Annotated in this window: 18 protein-coding genes; 11 read left to right on the plus strand and 7 right to left on the minus strand. The window is 65.7% G+C overall.

The genetic code is table 11. The annotated features are described in order from the left end of the window. Positions 1 to 24: 24 nt before the first annotated feature. Positions 25 to 630 (minus strand): arylesterase, encoded by a 606-nt coding sequence (locus ACZ9XP_RS08245; protein ID WP_147682770.1) that lies wholly within the window; start codon positions 628 to 630, stop codon positions 25 to 27. Here ACZ9XP_RS08245 and ACZ9XP_RS08250 point away from each other — a divergent pair. The 10 genes from ACZ9XP_RS08250 (at position 629) to ACZ9XP_RS08295 (ending at position 9511) form a co-directional block, all read left to right on the plus strand. Then, a complete protein-coding gene (locus ACZ9XP_RS08250; RefSeq protein ID WP_147682772.1) occupies positions 629 to 1324 on the plus strand; it encodes an ATP-binding cassette domain-containing protein in 696 nt (231 codons plus the stop codon). The two genes, ACZ9XP_RS08245 and ACZ9XP_RS08250, sit on opposite strands and share 2 nt — an antisense overlap. Continuing rightward, positions 1321 to 3798: an FtsX-like permease family protein gene (locus tag ACZ9XP_RS08255; protein ID WP_170253525.1), complete on the plus strand. Its 2478-nt coding sequence runs from the start codon at positions 1321 to 1323 to the stop codon at positions 3796 to 3798. Before ACZ9XP_RS08250 ends, ACZ9XP_RS08255 begins: the two co-directional genes overlap by 4 nt. Positions 3799 to 3807: 9 nt before the next feature. Further along, positions 3808 to 4362, plus strand: coding sequence for a DUF2946 family protein (locus tag ACZ9XP_RS08260; protein WP_147682774.1), 555 nt, complete (start codon positions 3808 to 3810; stop codon positions 4360 to 4362). A gap of 76 nt (positions 4363 to 4438) precedes the next feature. After that, complete coding sequence (gene mltG / locus ACZ9XP_RS08265; protein ID WP_147682776.1) at positions 4439 to 5437, plus strand: endolytic transglycosylase MltG; 999 nt, start codon at positions 4439 to 4441, stop codon at positions 5435 to 5437. Continuing rightward, on the plus strand, positions 5437 to 6060 hold the full coding sequence (gene tmk, locus ACZ9XP_RS08270) for a dTMP kinase (protein ID WP_147682778.1): 624 nt from the start codon (positions 5437 to 5439) through the stop codon (positions 6058 to 6060). The genes mltG and tmk overlap by 1 nt, the downstream gene beginning before the upstream one ends. After that, positions 6060 to 7064, plus strand: coding sequence for a DNA polymerase III subunit delta' (gene holB / locus ACZ9XP_RS08275; RefSeq protein WP_147682780.1), 1005 nt, complete (start codon positions 6060 to 6062; stop codon positions 7062 to 7064). Before tmk ends, holB begins: the two co-directional genes overlap by 1 nt. A gap of 24 nt (positions 7065 to 7088) precedes the next feature. Continuing rightward, complete coding sequence (locus tag ACZ9XP_RS08280; protein WP_147682782.1) at positions 7089 to 7466, plus strand: PilZ domain-containing protein; 378 nt, start codon at positions 7089 to 7091, stop codon at positions 7464 to 7466. Positions 7467 to 7525: 59 nt separating this feature from the next. Beyond that, positions 7526 to 8305: a TatD family hydrolase gene (locus ACZ9XP_RS08285; protein ID WP_147682785.1), complete on the plus strand. Its 780-nt coding sequence runs from the start codon at positions 7526 to 7528 to the stop codon at positions 8303 to 8305. Positions 8306 to 8314: 9 nt separating this feature from the next. Continuing rightward, positions 8315 to 9085: an MBL fold metallo-hydrolase gene (locus tag ACZ9XP_RS08290; RefSeq protein ID WP_147682787.1), complete on the plus strand. Its 771-nt coding sequence runs from the start codon at positions 8315 to 8317 to the stop codon at positions 9083 to 9085. 48 nt (positions 9086 to 9133) lie between these two features. Then, positions 9134 to 9511: a hypothetical protein gene (locus ACZ9XP_RS08295; protein ID WP_147682789.1), complete on the plus strand. Its 378-nt coding sequence runs from the start codon at positions 9134 to 9136 to the stop codon at positions 9509 to 9511. A gap of 89 nt (positions 9512 to 9600) precedes the next feature. Here the strand turns inward: ACZ9XP_RS08295 and ACZ9XP_RS08300 are convergent, their stop codons facing one another. Both ACZ9XP_RS08300 and argP read right to left on the minus strand, forming a co-directional pair. Then, positions 9601 to 9849 (minus strand): hypothetical protein, encoded by a 249-nt coding sequence (locus tag ACZ9XP_RS08300; protein WP_147682791.1) that lies wholly within the window; start codon positions 9847 to 9849, stop codon positions 9601 to 9603. Between the two features lie 75 nt (positions 9850 to 9924). Continuing rightward, positions 9925 to 10824 carry an HTH-type transcriptional regulator ArgP gene (gene argP, locus ACZ9XP_RS08305; protein WP_147682793.1) on the minus strand — a complete coding sequence of 300 codons (900 nt, stop codon included), beginning with the start codon at positions 10822 to 10824 and terminating at the stop codon, positions 9925 to 9927. 119 nt (positions 10825 to 10943) lie between these two features. Here argP and ACZ9XP_RS08310 point away from each other — a divergent pair, with 119 nt between their 5' ends. Next, positions 10944 to 11552, plus strand: a complete 609-nt coding sequence (locus ACZ9XP_RS08310; RefSeq protein WP_170253527.1) for a LysE/ArgO family amino acid transporter — start codon at positions 10944 to 10946, stop codon at positions 11550 to 11552. 106 nt (positions 11553 to 11658) lie between these two features. Here the strand turns inward: ACZ9XP_RS08310 and ACZ9XP_RS08315 are convergent, their stop codons facing one another. From ACZ9XP_RS08315 to ACZ9XP_RS08330, 4 genes are all read right to left on the minus strand, one after another. Next, positions 11659 to 11976 carry a chorismate mutase gene (locus ACZ9XP_RS08315; protein ID WP_465188252.1) on the minus strand — a complete coding sequence of 106 codons (318 nt, stop codon included), beginning with the start codon at positions 11974 to 11976 and terminating at the stop codon, positions 11659 to 11661. Between the two features lie 68 nt (positions 11977 to 12044). Continuing rightward, entirely contained in the window at positions 12045 to 13070 is a 1026-nt protein-coding gene (gene trpS, locus ACZ9XP_RS08320; protein WP_465188253.1) for a tryptophan--tRNA ligase, read from the minus strand. 299 nt (positions 13071 to 13369) lie between these two features. Continuing rightward, complete coding sequence (locus ACZ9XP_RS08325) at positions 13370 to 13981, minus strand: glutathione S-transferase (RefSeq protein WP_465188254.1); 612 nt, start codon at positions 13979 to 13981, stop codon at positions 13370 to 13372. A 94-nt stretch (positions 13982 to 14075) separates the two neighbouring features. Continuing rightward, positions 14076 to 14765, minus strand: coding sequence for an SIMPL domain-containing protein (locus ACZ9XP_RS08330; protein ID WP_465188255.1), 690 nt, complete (start codon positions 14763 to 14765; stop codon positions 14076 to 14078). Positions 14766 to 14779: the final 14 nt, after the last annotated feature.

A 14779-nucleotide genomic window follows, 5' to 3' on the forward strand; every position in this document is an offset into this window, starting at 1 on the left:
TCCCGCCAGAAAACAGCGGCAGCGTCAGGATTTCGGCAGTAAAGGCAGCAAAGCAGGTAAAACATTGCTCAGCATCTGCCCCTGGGCGCTGGCAGCAGGGTGAATGCCGTCCGGCTGGAACTTGCCCAGGTCGCGTTCGAAGCCCTTCACCAGCAAAGGCACCAGCGGAGCCTTGCGTGCGCTGGCTACCTCGCGGAAGACGGTCTGGAACTTGTTGCCGTACTCGGGGCCATAGTTCGGTGGCAGTGCCATGCCTATCAGCAGTACGCGGGTTTTTTGCGATTGTGCCAGGCGTACCATCTGGTTCAGGTTAGCCTGCATCTCGCCTAGCGGCAGGCCGCGCAGGCCGTCGTTACCGCCCAGCTCCAGCACCAGCACGTCGGGTTTGTGCTGCTGCAGTACACCCGGCAGGCGCGACAGGCCGCCGGCGGTGGTTTCACCGCTCAGGCTGGCATTGACAACCTGGTGCTGTGGCCCCAGTTTCTTTTGTAGCAAGCTCACCCAGCCCTGTGCCGGGTTCAGCCCGTAGGCGGCGGAAATACTGTCGCCGAACACCACAATCTTGCCGGCCTGAGCCAGCGGTGCGGCCAACAGGCAGGCCAACAACACATAGCGCTTGATCATCAACATGACATCCTCTTCGGTAAACAGCGCGATTCTGCGCGCCCAGGCAGTGACCCGGCAAGTAAGCTACCACGGCCAGCAGCTGGCCATCCTGCACGATGCCAGCCTGGCGGTGGCCGCCGGCGAGAGTGTGGCCATCGTGGGCGCCAGCGGCAGTGGCAAATCCACCTTGCTGGCGATTCTGGCAGGGCTGGATGCCGCAAGTTCCGGTGAAGTCTGGCTGGCCGGCCAGCCGCTCTCCGGCCTGGACGAGGACGGCCGCGCCCTGCTGCGCCGCGAGCAGGTGGGCTTTGTGTTCCAGAACTTTCAGCTGATGCCGCAGTTCACCGCGCTGGAAAACGTGATGCTGCCGCTAGAGCTGGCCGGCCGTGCCGATGCGCGTCATGCTGCCGCCGCCATGTTGCGGCGCGTGGGCTTGGGCCACCGGCTGGACCACTACCCGCGCCACTTGTCCGGCGGCGAGCAGCAGCGTGTGGCGCTGGCACGTGCCTTTGTGCTGCGCCCGGCGCTGCTGTTTGCCGACGAACCCACCGGCAACCTGGACCCGGCCACCGGCCAGCAGATCATCGAGCTGCTGTTCGAGCTGAACGCCGAAGCCGGCACCGCGCTGGTGCTGGTAACGCACGACACCACGTTGGCCGCACGCTGCGCCGCCGTCTATCGCCTTAGCGCCGGCGTGCTGGCACGGGGTGAAGCATGAAGCGCTTATCGTGGCTGATGGGCTGGCGCCTGCTGCGGCGCGAGCTGAAATCCGGCGAGCTCACCGTGCTGGCGCTGGCGCTGTTGGTGGCCGTAGCGGCCATGAGCAGTGTGGCCTTTTTTGCCGACCGTATCGACAGTGCGCTCACGCGCCAGGCCAGCCAGCTGTTGGCCGCCGACCTGGTGGTGAACAGCCGCGCACCGGCCGAGCCCGCCTGGCAGCAACGCGCGCAGGCGCAGGGGCTGCAGCAGGTGCCTACCGTCATCTTTCCGTCTATGGTGTTTGCCCGCGAGCAAGCCGTGCTGGCCAACCTGAAAGCCGTGGCCAGCGGCTACCCGCTGCGCGGCGAGGTGCAGATCCGCACCCGTCAGGGCGTGAAGTTGGGCGTCTACAGCCCGGCGCCGGGCGAGGTGTGGGCCGATGCGCGCCTGCTGCAAAAAATGGGCCTGCAGCTGGGCGACAGCGTGCGCCTGGGCAGCCGCAGCTTTGTGTTGGCCGCCGAAGTGTTGCGCGAGCCGGACGGCGCGGTAGACGTGTTCAACTTTATCCCCCGCGTGCTGCTGAACCACGCCGACCTGGCCGCCACCGGCCTGGTGCAGGACGGCAGCCGCATTCGCTACCGCCTGCTAGTGGCTGGCGATGCGGCACAGGTCAAAACCTACCGCGACTGGCTGGCGCCGCAGCTCAAGCCCGGCACGCGGCTGGAAGACATCGAAGAGGCGCGCCCGGAAGTGCGCAGTGCGCTGGAGCGGGCACGGCGTTTTCTCGGCCTGACGGCCATCCTGTCGGTGACGCTGTCGGCCGCAGCGGTGGCGCTGGCGGTGCGGCGCTACCTGTCGCGCCACTGGCAGAGCGTGGCGGTGCTGCGTGCGCTGGGGCAAACCGCGCCCGAGGTGGCCACGGTATGGGGCAGCCTGTTCCTGTGGCTGGGCTTGCTGGCGGGTGTATTGGGCACGCTGGCCGGTTTCGGCGTGCAGGCCGTGCTGATTTATCTGGCGCGGCAATGGCTGGGTGACGGCCTGCCGCCGCCAGGCTGGCTGGCGTGGCTCACCGGGCCGCTGTCGGCCTTGATCCTGCTGGCCGGCTTTGCCTTGCCGCCGCTGCTGGCGCTGCGCCGCGTGCCAGCGATGGCGGTACTGCGCGCCGATGTGCCGGCAGGCAGCCGCTCGCTACTGGCGCCGCTACTGGCACTGGTGGCCTTGCTGGGGCTCACCGCCTGGCAGATTGGCGACGGCCCGCTGGCGCTGTGGTTACTGTCTGGCCTGGCTGGCTTTCTGGCCGCCGTGGGTTTGCTGGCCTGGGGCATTGTGGTGCTGTTGCGCCGCGTGCCGCTGGCTGGCGCAGTGGGCTGGCGCCACGGTGCGGCCAACCTGGCGCGGCGGCCGTGGCTGGCGGTGATCCAGATCGCCGCCTTGTCGGTCAGCTTGCTGGCGCTGCTGACGCTGACCGTGGTACGCGACGACCTGATCGGCGCCTGGCAGCGCTCGCTGCCGCCGGATGCACCGGATACCTTTCTGATCAACCTGCAGGCACCGCAGCGTAGCGATCTGGCGCAGGCGTTTGCCAAGGTTGGCCGCAGCGCGCCCGAAGCATTGCCCATGACCCGCGCACGGCTGACCGAGATCAACGGCAAGCCGGTCAAGCCAGCCGATTATGAGGACGAGCGCGCGCAGCGGCTGGTGGAGCGCGAGTTCAACCTGTCGTGGCGCGATGCGGCCAACCCGCGCAACCAGATCGTTGCCGGCCAGTGGTGGCAGCCGGGCAGCAGCACACCGCAGTTTTCGCTGGAGGAGGGCCTGGCCAACACCCTGCGCCTGAAGCAGGGCGATACGCTGACCTTTGATATTGCCGGTACCCGCTGGCAGGCACCGGTCACCAGCCTGCGCAAGGTAGCGTGGGACAGCTTTCAGCCCAACTTTTTCGTGATTGCGCCATCCGGCTGGATGGGCGATCAGGCCGCCAGCTACATCGCCAGCTACCGTGCGCCGGATGCCGGTTTCAATAACCGGCTGGTGGCGGCGCTGCCCAATGTTACCGTGGTAGACATCAGCACCATCGTGCGCGAGGTACGCGCGGTGATCGACCGCCTGGCGCTGGCCATCGAGGCCATGTTCGCGTTAACGTTGGCCGCAGGCGTGCTGGTGCTGTGGGCGGCCATGGCCGCCACTCGCGACGAGCGCCTGTACGACGTGGCGCTGCTGCGTGCACTGGGTGCCTCGCGCCGCCAGGTGCGCAGTGTGCTGCTGGCCGAGCTGGCCTGGCTGGGTGGCGTGGCCGGGCTGATGGCCGGTGGCGGCGCCATGGCGCTGGGCGCACTGGTGGCAGTACAGCTGTTCAACCTGCCGCTGGCACTGAACCTGTGGCTGCTGCCACTGGGCATGCTGGCGGGGGGGGCGGTGGTCGCGCTGGCGGCGTGGCCGCTGATGCGCCGCGTTACGCACACCCCGCCCAGCGAAGTGCTGCGCGCAAACTAGGGAAACGATATGGATGCACTGGTACTGGCGGCCATGGATAAATGGCCGAATGTGCCCGCCGTGTACGGCTGGCTGCGCCTGGACGCCCGCGGGCAGTGGTGGCTGCGCGACAGCCTGCTGAAACAGCCGGCGATGGTGGATTTCTTTCGCCGCAACTACGCGCGCGACGGCGAGGGGCGCTACTACGTGCAGAATGGCCCGCAAAAAGTGTATGTGGCGCACGAGGCGGCGCCCTATGTGGCCTGCCGCCACGCCGATGTCTGGGCGCTGATGCCGGATATGGCCGCCGACCGCGCCCGCCTGGCCTGGCTGGACGAAGAAGGGCGGCTGTTTGTGGAGCTGGGCGGCGAGCTGGCCATTGTGGACGACCGCGACCTGCTGGCGCTGTGCGAGCTGATCTGCCGCCCCGACGGCCGCCAGCCGGCCGACGCCGACTGGCAAGCCTGGGAGCAGGGCAGCCTGCCGCTGCAGCTGATGCTGCCCGAAGGCAGCGTCCCCTTGCGGCGCACGGCGTTTGCCGAGCTGGAAGCTGCCTACCACCTGGTGCGCGAGCCACAGGCCTGAGCCCTGCAGGGTGTGGCCCTGCATGGTATGATCTGGCGGTTTTGGCAGATGCCAGCTGATAGCTTTTTTCCTACCGATGATACGACCTGTCCTCCGGCTGTTTTCCCTGTTGGCCGCGCTGTGTGCGCTGTGGCTGGCCTGGGTGATCGTGGTGCCCGTCACCCCCGATCGCCAACCCTACACCGTGACCGTGGGCCTGAACCGCACCATGAGCCAGCTGGCCCGCACGCTGGAAGACGACGGCGCGGTGCGTAACCGCTACGTGATGGTGGCGCTGTCGCGCATGATGGGCGTAGATCGCAAGCTCAAGCCCGGCCTGTACCAGTTTGGCGGTGCCACCGCCATGTGGCAGTACCTGAACCGCTTTGCCGATGGCCACCCGGACCAGTCCAGCGTCACCATCATCGAAGGCTGGCGTTTTGCCCAGTTCCGCAACGCGCTGCGCAAGGAAGACGACCTGGCACAGGACACCGCCGGCTGGAGCGATAGCCGCCTGCTGGCCGAGCTGGGCGTACCGGGCGACAGTGCCGAAGGCCTGTTCTTCCCCAGCACCTACTTCTACACCCCCGGCAGTAGCGACCTGGACATTTACCGCCGAGCCTACCAGAGCATGCAGCAGCAGCTGCAAACGGTGTGGGAAGCCCGCGCGGCCGACCTGCCGTACACCACCCCGTACCAGCTGCTGACCATGGCCAGCCTGATCGAGAAAGAAACCGCGCACGAGGCCGACCGCCCCATGGTGGCCAGTGTGTTTGTAAACCGCCTCAAGATCGGCATGCGCCTGCAAACTGACCCGTCCGTCATCTACGGCATGGGCGCACGCTACAACGGCAATATCACCAAGGCCGACCTGCGCCGCGACACGCCCTACAACACCTATACCCGTGCCGGCCTCACGCCCACGCCTATCGCCCTGCCTGGCCGCGCCGCGCTGGACGCTGCGGCCAACCCGGCCCAAAGCCGCGCCTTGTATTTTGTGGCCAAAGGCGACCGCAGCGGCACCTCACAGTTTTCCGAGACGCTGGACGAGCACAATGCCGCCGTCCGCGACTACATCCTGAAGAAAGGCAAGTAATGTCCAAGGCGCGCTTCATTACGCTGGAAGGCCTCGATGGTGCCGGCAAGAGCACCCATCTGGCCTTTATCCGCCGCTACCTGGAACAAGCCGGTATCGACACCGTATTTACCCGCGAACCCGGCGGCACCCCGCTGGGCGAAAAACTGCGCGAGATCCTGCTGGATATCGACACCGAAGCCACGCTGGATACCGAAACCCTGCTGATGTTCGCCAGCCGCCAGGAGCTGGTGTCGTCGCTGATCCGCCCCAGCCTGGCCGCCGGCCGCTGGGTCGTGAGCGACCGTTTCACCGACGCCACCTTCGCCTACCAGGGCGGGGGGCGTGGCGTGCCGGCCGAGCGTATTGCCATTCTGGAACACTGGGTACAGCAAGGCCTGCAGCCCGACCTCACCATCCTGCTGGATGTGCCGTTGGAGGTCTCGCAGGCCCGCCTGTCGCAAAGCCGCCTGCCAGACCGTTTCGAGCGCGAGCGTGAAGACTTCCACCAGCGTGTGCGCCAGATGTATCTGGCCCGCGCCCAGGCCAACCCGGGCCGCTTCGTGGTAATCGACGCCCGCGGCGATATCGACACCATCCAGCAACACATTGCGGCTGCGCTGGCGCGCCTGCAGGAGGCCTGATGCACTACCCGTGGCAGCACGATGACTGGCAAAGGTTGGCCGCAGAGTTCGCCCGCCTGCCTAACGCCTGGCTGTTTACCGGCCCGGCCGGCATTGGCAAGAGCGAGTTTGCCCATCAGGTCGCCCAGGCACTGCTATGCGAAGCACCTGCCGCCGGCTACCACGCCTGTGGCCAGTGCCAGGCCTGCCACTGGTTTGCTGCTGGCAATCACCCGGACTACCGCCATCTGGCCCCGGCGCAAGACGAAGAAGACGACGACGGCAAAGAAGGCAAGGCCACCAAGCGCAAGCTGCCGGTGATCAAGATCGACGGCGTGCGCGCCGTCATCGAGTTTGCCCACCTCAGCTCGCACCGTGGCGGCCGCCGCGTGGTGGTGGTAGAGCCCGCCGAAAGCCTGAACCCGGCCGCCGCCAACGCCTTGCTGAAAGTGCTGGAAGAGCCGCCGGCCGACGTGGTGTTCCTGCTGGTAAGCGGCGCCCCGCAGCGCCTGCTGCCCACCATCAAGAGCCGCTGCCGCCAGTTTCCGCTGACCGCGCCGCAGCCTGCCGTGGCGCTGGCCTGGCTGCAGCAGCAGGGTGTGGACAGCGCCGGGGACGAGCTGGCGTTTCACGGTGGCATGCCGATATTCGAACACGACGCCGAGCTGGCCACCCTGCGCCGCGACTTTGTGCAAGCGCTTACCCAGCCCGCGCTGGCCAGCCTGCTGGCGGCAGTAGAAAAGCTGGACCGCCACAAGCTGCCACTGGCGCTGCCGCTGCAATGGCTGGGCAAATGGCTGCACGACCTGGCCAGTTTGAAGCTGGCCGGCAGCCTTCGCTATTATCCCGCCATGCAGGACGCGCAGCAGCGCCTGCTGCCGCGGCTGGACATACACAAGCTGATGGCCTGCCAGCGCGAGCTCAATGCCCTGGTGCCGTTCGGCCAGCACACGCTGGTAACGCGCCTGCAGCTGGAAGCCCTGCTGATGCATTACATCAAGGCCTTTAGCAACAAGGCCGCCTGACCCAACCCAACCGGTACCCTGCATATGGATAACGCAGCCAACAAGCCAGAAAAGCACGACGCCGGCCGCCCCGGCGTGCTATCGCTGTCCATCAAGGAGCGTAGCGCCCTGTACGCCGCCTATATGCCGTTTTTGCGCAACGGCGGCATTTTTGTGCCCACCGCCCGCGACTACAACCTGGGTGACGAGGTATTCCTGCTGCTGACCCTGCTGGACGACCCGCAAAAAGTGGCGGTGCAGGGCAAGGTAGCGTGGATTACCCCGGCCGGTGCCAACAACAACCGCAACCAGGGCGTCGGCATCGAGTTTGCCACCGGCGACGCCGGCAAGCAGGCGCGCGACCGCATCGAAACCCTGCTCGGCGGCGCGCTGAACTCCACTCGCCCCACCCACACCATGTAATACGGCGCTGCCCGCCCGCGCCGTGCGGCCAAGGTGGGCAGCCTGATGATTGGAACACCATGCTGGTTGATTCACACTGTCACATCAATTTTCCTGACCTGGCGGCGCGCATGCCCGAGGTGCTGGCCAATATGGCCGCCAACGGCGTGGGCCACGCCATGGTCATCGGCGTGAGCCGGCCCAAGTACCCCGAAGTCATCGGCCTGGCCGAAGCCCACGCCAACCTGTTTGCCACCGTCGGCATCCACCCGGATGACCCGGACGCCGAAGAATTCAGCGAAGACGAACTGGTCGCCCATGCCGCCCACCCCAAGGTAGTGGGCATTGGCGAAACCGGGCTGGACTACCACTGGTGCGAGGGCGATCTTGCCTGGCAGCACGAACGCTTTGCCACGCACATCCGCGCCGCGCGCCGCGTGAGCCTGCCGCTGGTGGTGCACACCCGCAGCTCCGCCGACGACACCGTGCGCATGATGCGCGAACACGGTGCCGACGCCGTGGGCGGCGTGATGCACTGCTTTACCGAAACCTGGGACATCGCCCGCGCCGCGCTGGACTTGGGCTTTTACATCTCGCTGTCCGGCATTGTTACCTTCAAGAACGCCGCCATCGTGAAAGAAGTGGCGCAGAAAGTGCCGTTGGACCGCCTGCTGGTAGAAACCGACTCGCCCTACCTGGCACCCGTGCCGTACCGTGGCAAGACCAACGAGCCGGCTTATGTGAAACACGTGGCCGAGCACATCGCCGAGCTGCGCGGCCTGCGCTTCGAGCAGGTGGCCGAGGCCACCACCGACAACTACTTCCGCCTGTTTGCCAAGGCGCAGCGCACCGGCGCATAAGGGGGCCGCATGACGCAGCTGACATGGACAGTGCTGGGCTGCGGCTCCAGCGGCGGTGCGCCCGCCATCGGCTGCCGCTGCGCCACGTGTACGTCCACTGACCCGCGCAACACCCGCACCCGCTGCAGCGCCTACGTGCGCATCGGCGACACCGGCGTGCTGATCGACACCGGGCCGGACCTGCGCCAGCAGGCGCTGCGCGAGGGCATTACCCGCGTGGATGCCGTGCTGTACACCCACCCGCACGCCGACCACCTCAACGGCATCGACGACCTGCGCGCCTTCTGCTACGTGAAAAAGGGGCCGATTACGCTGTACGGCAACGACTTCACGCTGGACAACATCAGCAGCCGTTTCGACTACGCGCTGGCACCACCGTCGCCGGTGTGGGACAAACCCGTGCTGCGCACCGAGCGCGTCAACGCGCCATTCGAGCTGGCCGGCGTTACCATCACGCCGATCCCGCTGCAGCACGGCCCCAGCTGGCCCTGCCTGGGCTGGCGCATCGGCAATACCGCGTGGCTGACCGACCTGTCTGCTATCCCCGACAGCAGCCTGCCGCTGCTGGCTGGCCTGGACACCCTGTTTCTGGACTGCCTGCGGCCGGAACCCTACCCGTCACACCTGCACGTGGCCGCCGCGCTTGACTGGGCGCAAAGGTTGGCCGCAAAACAGACCTGGCTTATCCACATGACGCACCAGCTGGAATACCATGCGCTGCAAGCGCAGTGCCCGCCCGGCGTCAGCGTGGCCTGGGACGGCCTGCAGCTAGCCGGCTAGCACCACCGCCGCCACGGCGGCCAACCTTAACCCGAACCGAAAGCAAGCATGGAAACCCTGATTACCCTCTTTGTCGCCTTTGTTGGCCTGTTGTTTGCCGGCAGCGTGGCCGTGTTCTACCTGGGCTGCCTGGGCGTGACCATGGCCGCGCTCAACAATGGCCGCATCGTGTGGGGCAGCCTGACCTTTTTCATTCCGCCGCTGTCGCTGCTGTTTGCGCTGAAAAACCGCCAGCTGGTGGGCTGGGCCTACGGTTTTATCGTCAAAGGCGGCGCCATGACCGCGCTGCTGCTGGGCCTGGGCTGGGCCAGCCTGCACCTGCTGCCCATGCCGCAACATAATACCGGCCAGCTGATGGAGCGCCTGCTGCCCAAACCGGCCGAACAGGCCAGCGCCCCGGCGCAGGCAGGGCCCGTGCAGCAGTAAGCTTGCAGTTGTTCTTGATATGGAAAAGCCGCCCGTGAAAACGGGCGGCTTTTTATTGTTTGCTGGCCGGATCGGTTGTGGCGGGGCGCTTATTTCGCCCGGCAAGCCGGTATGGCGTCATCGCTTTGCAGCGCGCGTAGCTGCCGCCAGCTGGTACGCGGGCAGGCTTTCGGCTTTTTCGCTGGCTGGCACCAGCTGCTATAGCTGCCTTCGTTTTGTTCGCTCAGGCATTGCTTGAAGTCGGGTACCGACAGGTAGGCCGGTGGCAGCACGGCGTGTGCAGGCAGGGTGATGGCGGCCAGTGCAGCGGCAAGGGCGAGGTGGTGCAGCGGGGGCATGGTGGTGGCTTTCAAGTCTGGATAGCGTCATGGTAGCAGCATGGCATAGGCCGGTGCGAACAGGCTTGGTCGCATTCAAGCTAAGGTCAACCGCAACACCGCCCGTGCCGCTTCCACCAGCACGTCGCTCAGGCGCGCCAGCCGGGGCGATTGTACTTGCCAGTGGTGCCAGTACAGCGCCACGTCTACCGGTTTGTCGGGCTGTAGTGGCAGCAGGGTGTCGGCCAGGCCGCTGGCGGCCAGCTGCACGTCGGGCAGCATGCCCCAGCCCAGCCCCAGCTTTACCGCCTGCAGATAGGGGTCGGAGGCGGGCAGGAAGTGGCAGGGGTAGCTGTCGTCCGGCAGGCCGAAGTGCTGTAGCAGCCAGTCGGCCTGCAGCCGGTCTTTGTGGTTGTAGATCATCACCGGCGCCCGGCGCAGTGCGTCGCGGCTGACGCCGCCGCCAAACCAGCGGGCGTGGTAGTCGGCACTGGCCAGCGCCTGATAGCGCATCACGCCCAGCGGGCTGGCGCTGCAGCCACGCATGGCTTGCGGCTCGGTGGAGATACAGCCCAGCGCCATACCGGCTTGTAGCAGGGTATAGGTGTGGTCCTGGTCGTCCACGATCACGTCCAGCAGCACGCGCTCGCGGATCAGGAACGGTGTCAGCGCCGGCAGAAACCAGCTGGCCACGCTGTCGGCGTTGACCGCCAGCGACACGCTGAGCATGGCGCTGTCGTCGCCGGCAAAGGTGGCGGCCAGGTCGGCTTCCAGCAGCGCGGCGCGTTGCAGGTGCTGGCGCAGCAGCTGGCCTTCGCGGGTGGCGCGGCAGGGGCGGCTGCGGACCAGCAGCGGCTTGCCTAGCACTTCTTCCAGCGCGCGGATGCGCTGCGAGATGGCCGATGGCGTGAGGTGCAGGTCTTGCGCGGCTTGTTCGAAGCTGCCGCTGTCCAGCGCGGCCAGAAAGGCTTCGCAGTGCTTGGGGTCGAGTTTCATGTTGTGCGTGCCGGTGTAAGTGAAGCTAGATTAATGATAGCCAAGATAATTTAATCTTGCTGTTGTTGTACGCGTGGCACCGCGATACTGGCGGCCAACCTGACACCACGGAGAACACCATGCTGACAGCCAGCTACTTCAAGGGCCTGGGCCTGGGCGCCAGCCTGATCATGGCCATCGGTTCGCAAAACGCGCACGTACTGAAAATGGGCCTGTTGCGCCAGCACATCGGCCCCACGGTGCTGGTGTGCATGCTGTGCGACGCGGTGTTGATTGTGGCCGGCGTGGCCGGTATGGGCAGCTTGATCCAGCACAGCCCGCTGCTGCTGGAGGCGGCACGCTGGGGCGGGGCGGCGTTTTTGTTCTGGTACGGCCTGCGTGCCTGGCGGGCGGTGCTGGCCAATGATAGTTTGCAGATTGCCGCCGGCGCCAATGCGGTATCACTGAAAGTGGCGCTGATGACAGTATTGGCGCTGACGTTGCTGAACCCGCACGTGTACCTCGATACCGTGGTGCTGCTGGGCAGTATCGGCGGGCAAGAGGCGGGCGAGGGCAAGTTGTGGTTTGCGCTGGGGGCGTGTACGGCGTCGGTGCTGTGGTTTACTGCGCTGGGCTATGGTGCGCGGCTGCTGGCGCCGTTGTTTGCGCGGCCGCTGTCGTGGCGGGTGCTGGATGGCGTGGTGGGCACGGTGATGTGGACGCTGGCCGGCGCGCTGGCACTGTCCTGATGCGCACGGCTGGTATGAAAAAAGGCGGCACCGTGTGGGTGTCGCCTTTTTTGTTTTGGTGCGGTGGTGTGCCACCGCACCGTGGAAAAGCCAGAGCCGTCGTCGTTCATGCGCGCGCCTCCTGGGTGGCGACCAGGCGCAGCCGTTCTTCGCGTTCGCTTTCGATGAAGTGGGCGATCATGGTGCGGTAGATCTTGGCGGTGAGGGCGGCGTCGGCGCCCAGCTCGCCGGCCAGGCGGGTGACACGGCGCATCACCTGGTCCACGCGCTTGCCGTCTTCTACTTCGGCATCGTTGTGTTTGAAGGCGGCGGCTTGCTGCACGTACAGGCCGCGGTGGGCGATCATGCTGACGATGGCGCGATCCAGGCTATCGATCTGGGTACGGACTTCGTCCAGGTTGCGGCATTGGTAAACCCATTCCATTTTCTGCTCCTTGATACAGTGGTGTGGTGGCGGCTGCGGCCAACCTTGATGTTGGCCGCATGGGCGGTTCAGTAGTAGTTCAGGCCCATGGCGGCCTTGACCTCGGCCAGCGTTTGCGCGGCCACGGCGCGGGCTTTTTGCGTGCCTTCCTTCAGCATGGCCAGCACGGCACCGGGGTCTTGTGCGTACTGCTGGCGGCGGGCGCGAATCGGTGCCAGCAGCGCTTGCAGGATGTCTTCCAGCTCGCGCTTGATCACCGCGTCGCCCAGGCCGCCGCGCTGGTAGTGGGCTTTCAGTTCGGCCACACGGTTGGCGTCGGGGTGGAATACGTCCAGGTAGGTGAACACCACATTGCCGTCTACCTGGCCGGGGTCGGCCACGCGCAGGTGGTTGGGGTCGGTGTACATCATTTTGACCGCCTGGCTGATGTCGTCGGCGCTGGCGCCCAGGGTCAGCGCGTTGCCCAGCGATTTGGACATCTTGGCCTTGCCGTCTACGCCTGGCAGGCGGGCGCCGGCGTCGGGCACCACGGCGCGGGCTTCTACCAGTACCGGCCCGGCTACGCTGCCATTAAAGCGGCGCACGATTTCGTTGGTCTGCTCGATCATGGGGATCTGGTCGGCGCCTACCGGCACGATGGTGGCCTTGAAGGCGGTGATGTCGGCGGCCTGGGCGGCAGGGTAGGTCAGGAAGCCAGCCGGGATATCGCGCTCGTAGCCGCGCAGCTTGATCTCGTCCTTGATGGTGGGGTTGCGTTCCAGCCGCGACACGGTGACCAGGTTGAGGTAGTAGGACGCCAGCTCGGTCAGCTCCGGTACCAGGCTCTGGATGAAAATGGTGCTCTTGGCCGGGTCGATGCCCACGGCCAGGTAGTCCAGCGCCACTTCCAGTACGTTTTCACGTACTTTCAGGTAGTTGCCCATATTGTCGGTCAGCGCCTGGGCGTCGGCCAGCAGCAGGAACTGCGGGCAGCGGTCTTGCAGGATGACGCGGTTGCGCAGCGAGCCTACGTAGTGGCCCAGGTGCAGCGGGCCGGTGGTGCGGTCACCGGTAAGAATGATGTCTTGGGGGGAAACTGTGTCCAGTAAGCTCATGCCGATCTCCGTGATATCGGGGAGGCTGAGTAGGCGCTGGGGAGGGTGCTGCTTGGTGTGAAAAACCCGGGCGCTTTGTCAGCTGCTCCCGGGTTTGCTTTACGTACGCAACCGCGGTGCCGCCGTTAGAGGCGCCACCAGGAAAAAAAGAAGAATGCGGATGCGTGTTTGGTATTCATGGGCTTTATAAAAACACGGCAGCAGGACGGCGTCAAGCACGGCGGTGTTGCCGTGTTGCGGGGCAGCATCGATAAACAAAACGCCGCGACAGGCGCGGCGTTGAGCGGGGGCGTACCTGCTTAGCCCGCTGGCGGCAGGGTATCGGCAAAGCTGGGCAGGGCGGCCAGCTTGTCGGCTAGCCGCGCCAGGTTGGGGTAGCTATCGCGCCATGCCAGCTGCGGGAAGCGGAAGTCCAGATAGCCCAGCATGCAGCCGGTAGCGATATCGGCCAGGCTGTAGCTCTCGCCGTTGCACCAGTGGCGCTCGCCCAGCATGGCCGACAGCGCAGCCAGGCCACGGGTGACTTTGCCGTGCTGGCGGTCTATCCATTCCTGGCTTTGCTGCGCCGGCGGGCGGCGGCCTTCTACCACGATATTGGCGGCGGCATCGCAGATGCCGTCGGCCAGTGCTTCGAAGCGCCGTGTTTCGATGAGCTGGCGCTTGTCTTGCGGCAGCAGGCGCGATACCGGCGAGATGGTGTCCAGGTATTCCACGATCACGCGCGAATCGTACAGGCTGCTGCCGTCGTCCATCAGCAGCACGGGGACTTTGCCCAGCGGGTTGAAGTCGGCCACGGTGGACGTGCTTTCCCACGGAATATCCAGCTGTAGTGGACAGTCGATCTTTTTCTCTGCCAGGACGATGCGCACCTTACGGGCGTAGGGGCTGGTTAGCGAGGCGATCAGTTTCATGGGTAGCCGTCAAAAGAGTGAGTGGAATGAGTGCGTTATAGCGCATAGCTTAGGCAGCAACATAGCACAATATTTATGCATACTGTGTAAAGTGTTATCGAATTTCTACTTTGCCGTTAATGTTCAGCTGAATCATGCTCTGGCCGGGCTGAAAGTTGACCGGCGCCACATCGGCTGCTGGCGCAGCGGCCATCTCGGCTTTGGCGCGCATCATCATCGGGTAGTGCGGCTGGGCGCTGCCGATACTCAGCTCGGTAACCTGCTGCTGGTGTTTGCCCAGCGCCTTGCCCGCGGCGGTGGCCTGGGCTTGCAGCGCGGCAATGGCTTGCGGAATCAGCTGCGCTTCGGCCTGGCTGCGGCTGCGGTCGGATACGCCAAACTGTACGCCTTCCAGTGCCATGTATTTTTGCAGGCGGGCAATCAGCTCGGCGGTGTCGGCAAACTCGCTGCTGCGCAGTTTGACTTCGGCACGGGCTTGCCAGCCGATGATCTTGCCGTTCTTGTCGTAGTCCGGCCAGGTGTTGTAGCTGCCACTGCTGAAGGTGACTTTGCGGTAGGCTTCGGCGTCCTGGCGGGCGCGGTTCAGCGCCTTGTTGATGCGGTCGGCCAGCTGGCTGGCCTGCGGCTGGCGGTCTTGTACGTACAGGCTGGCGTTGATTTCGTCGTTGGCCAGCTCCTGGCTTGCGTTGGCGGACAGGTTCAGTACCGTGACGCCAGCGTCGGCAGCCATGGCGGCCGCGGGCAGGGTGCACAACAGGGTCAGGGCGGGGAGCGTCAGGCGCATGGCGGGTTTCCTTG

This window comes from Vogesella perlucida (genome assembly GCF_979366545.1).

Coding starts and splice junctions, on each gene's coding strand:
- ACZ9XP_RS08245 (WP_147682770.1), bottom strand. CDS start 630: ATGTTGATGATCAAGCGCTATGTGTTGTTGGCCTGCCTGTTGGCCGCA.
- ACZ9XP_RS08285 (WP_147682785.1), top strand. CDS start 7,526: ATGCTGGTTGATTCACACTGTCACATCAATTTTCCTGACCTGGCGGCG.
- ACZ9XP_RS08330 (WP_465188255.1), bottom strand. CDS start 14,765: ATGCGCCTGACGCTCCCCGCCCTGACCCTGTTGTGCACCCTGCCCGCG.
- ACZ9XP_RS08300 (WP_147682791.1), bottom strand. CDS start 9,849: ATGCCCCCGCTGCACCACCTCGCCCTTGCCGCTGCACTGGCCGCCATC.
- ACZ9XP_RS08260 (WP_147682774.1), top strand. CDS start 3,808: ATGGATGCACTGGTACTGGCGGCCATGGATAAATGGCCGAATGTGCCC.
- ACZ9XP_RS08250 (WP_147682772.1), top strand. CDS start 629: ATGACATCCTCTTCGGTAAACAGCGCGATTCTGCGCGCCCAGGCAGTG.
- ACZ9XP_RS08255 (WP_170253525.1), top strand. CDS start 1,321: ATGAAGCGCTTATCGTGGCTGATGGGCTGGCGCCTGCTGCGGCGCGAG.
- ACZ9XP_RS08295 (WP_147682789.1), top strand. CDS start 9,134: ATGGAAACCCTGATTACCCTCTTTGTCGCCTTTGTTGGCCTGTTGTTT.
- ACZ9XP_RS08280 (WP_147682782.1), top strand. CDS start 7,089: ATGGATAACGCAGCCAACAAGCCAGAAAAGCACGACGCCGGCCGCCCC.
- ACZ9XP_RS08315 (WP_465188252.1), bottom strand. CDS start 11,976: ATGGAATGGGTTTACCAATGCCGCAACCTGGACGAAGTCCGTACCCAG.
- mltG (WP_147682776.1), top strand. CDS start 4,439: ATGATACGACCTGTCCTCCGGCTGTTTTCCCTGTTGGCCGCGCTGTGT.
- ACZ9XP_RS08325 (WP_465188254.1), bottom strand. CDS start 13,981: ATGAAACTGATCGCCTCGCTAACCAGCCCCTACGCCCGTAAGGTGCGC.
- argP (WP_147682793.1), bottom strand. CDS start 10,824: ATGAAACTCGACCCCAAGCACTGCGAAGCCTTTCTGGCCGCGCTGGAC.
- ACZ9XP_RS08310 (WP_170253527.1), top strand. CDS start 10,944: ATGCTGACAGCCAGCTACTTCAAGGGCCTGGGCCTGGGCGCCAGCCTG.
- holB (WP_147682780.1), top strand. CDS start 6,060: ATGCACTACCCGTGGCAGCACGATGACTGGCAAAGGTTGGCCGCAGAG.
- ACZ9XP_RS08290 (WP_147682787.1), top strand. CDS start 8,315: ATGACGCAGCTGACATGGACAGTGCTGGGCTGCGGCTCCAGCGGCGGT.
- trpS (WP_465188253.1), bottom strand. CDS start 13,070: ATGAGCTTACTGGACACAGTTTCCCCCCAAGACATCATTCTTACCGGT.
- tmk (WP_147682778.1), top strand. CDS start 5,437: ATGTCCAAGGCGCGCTTCATTACGCTGGAAGGCCTCGATGGTGCCGGC.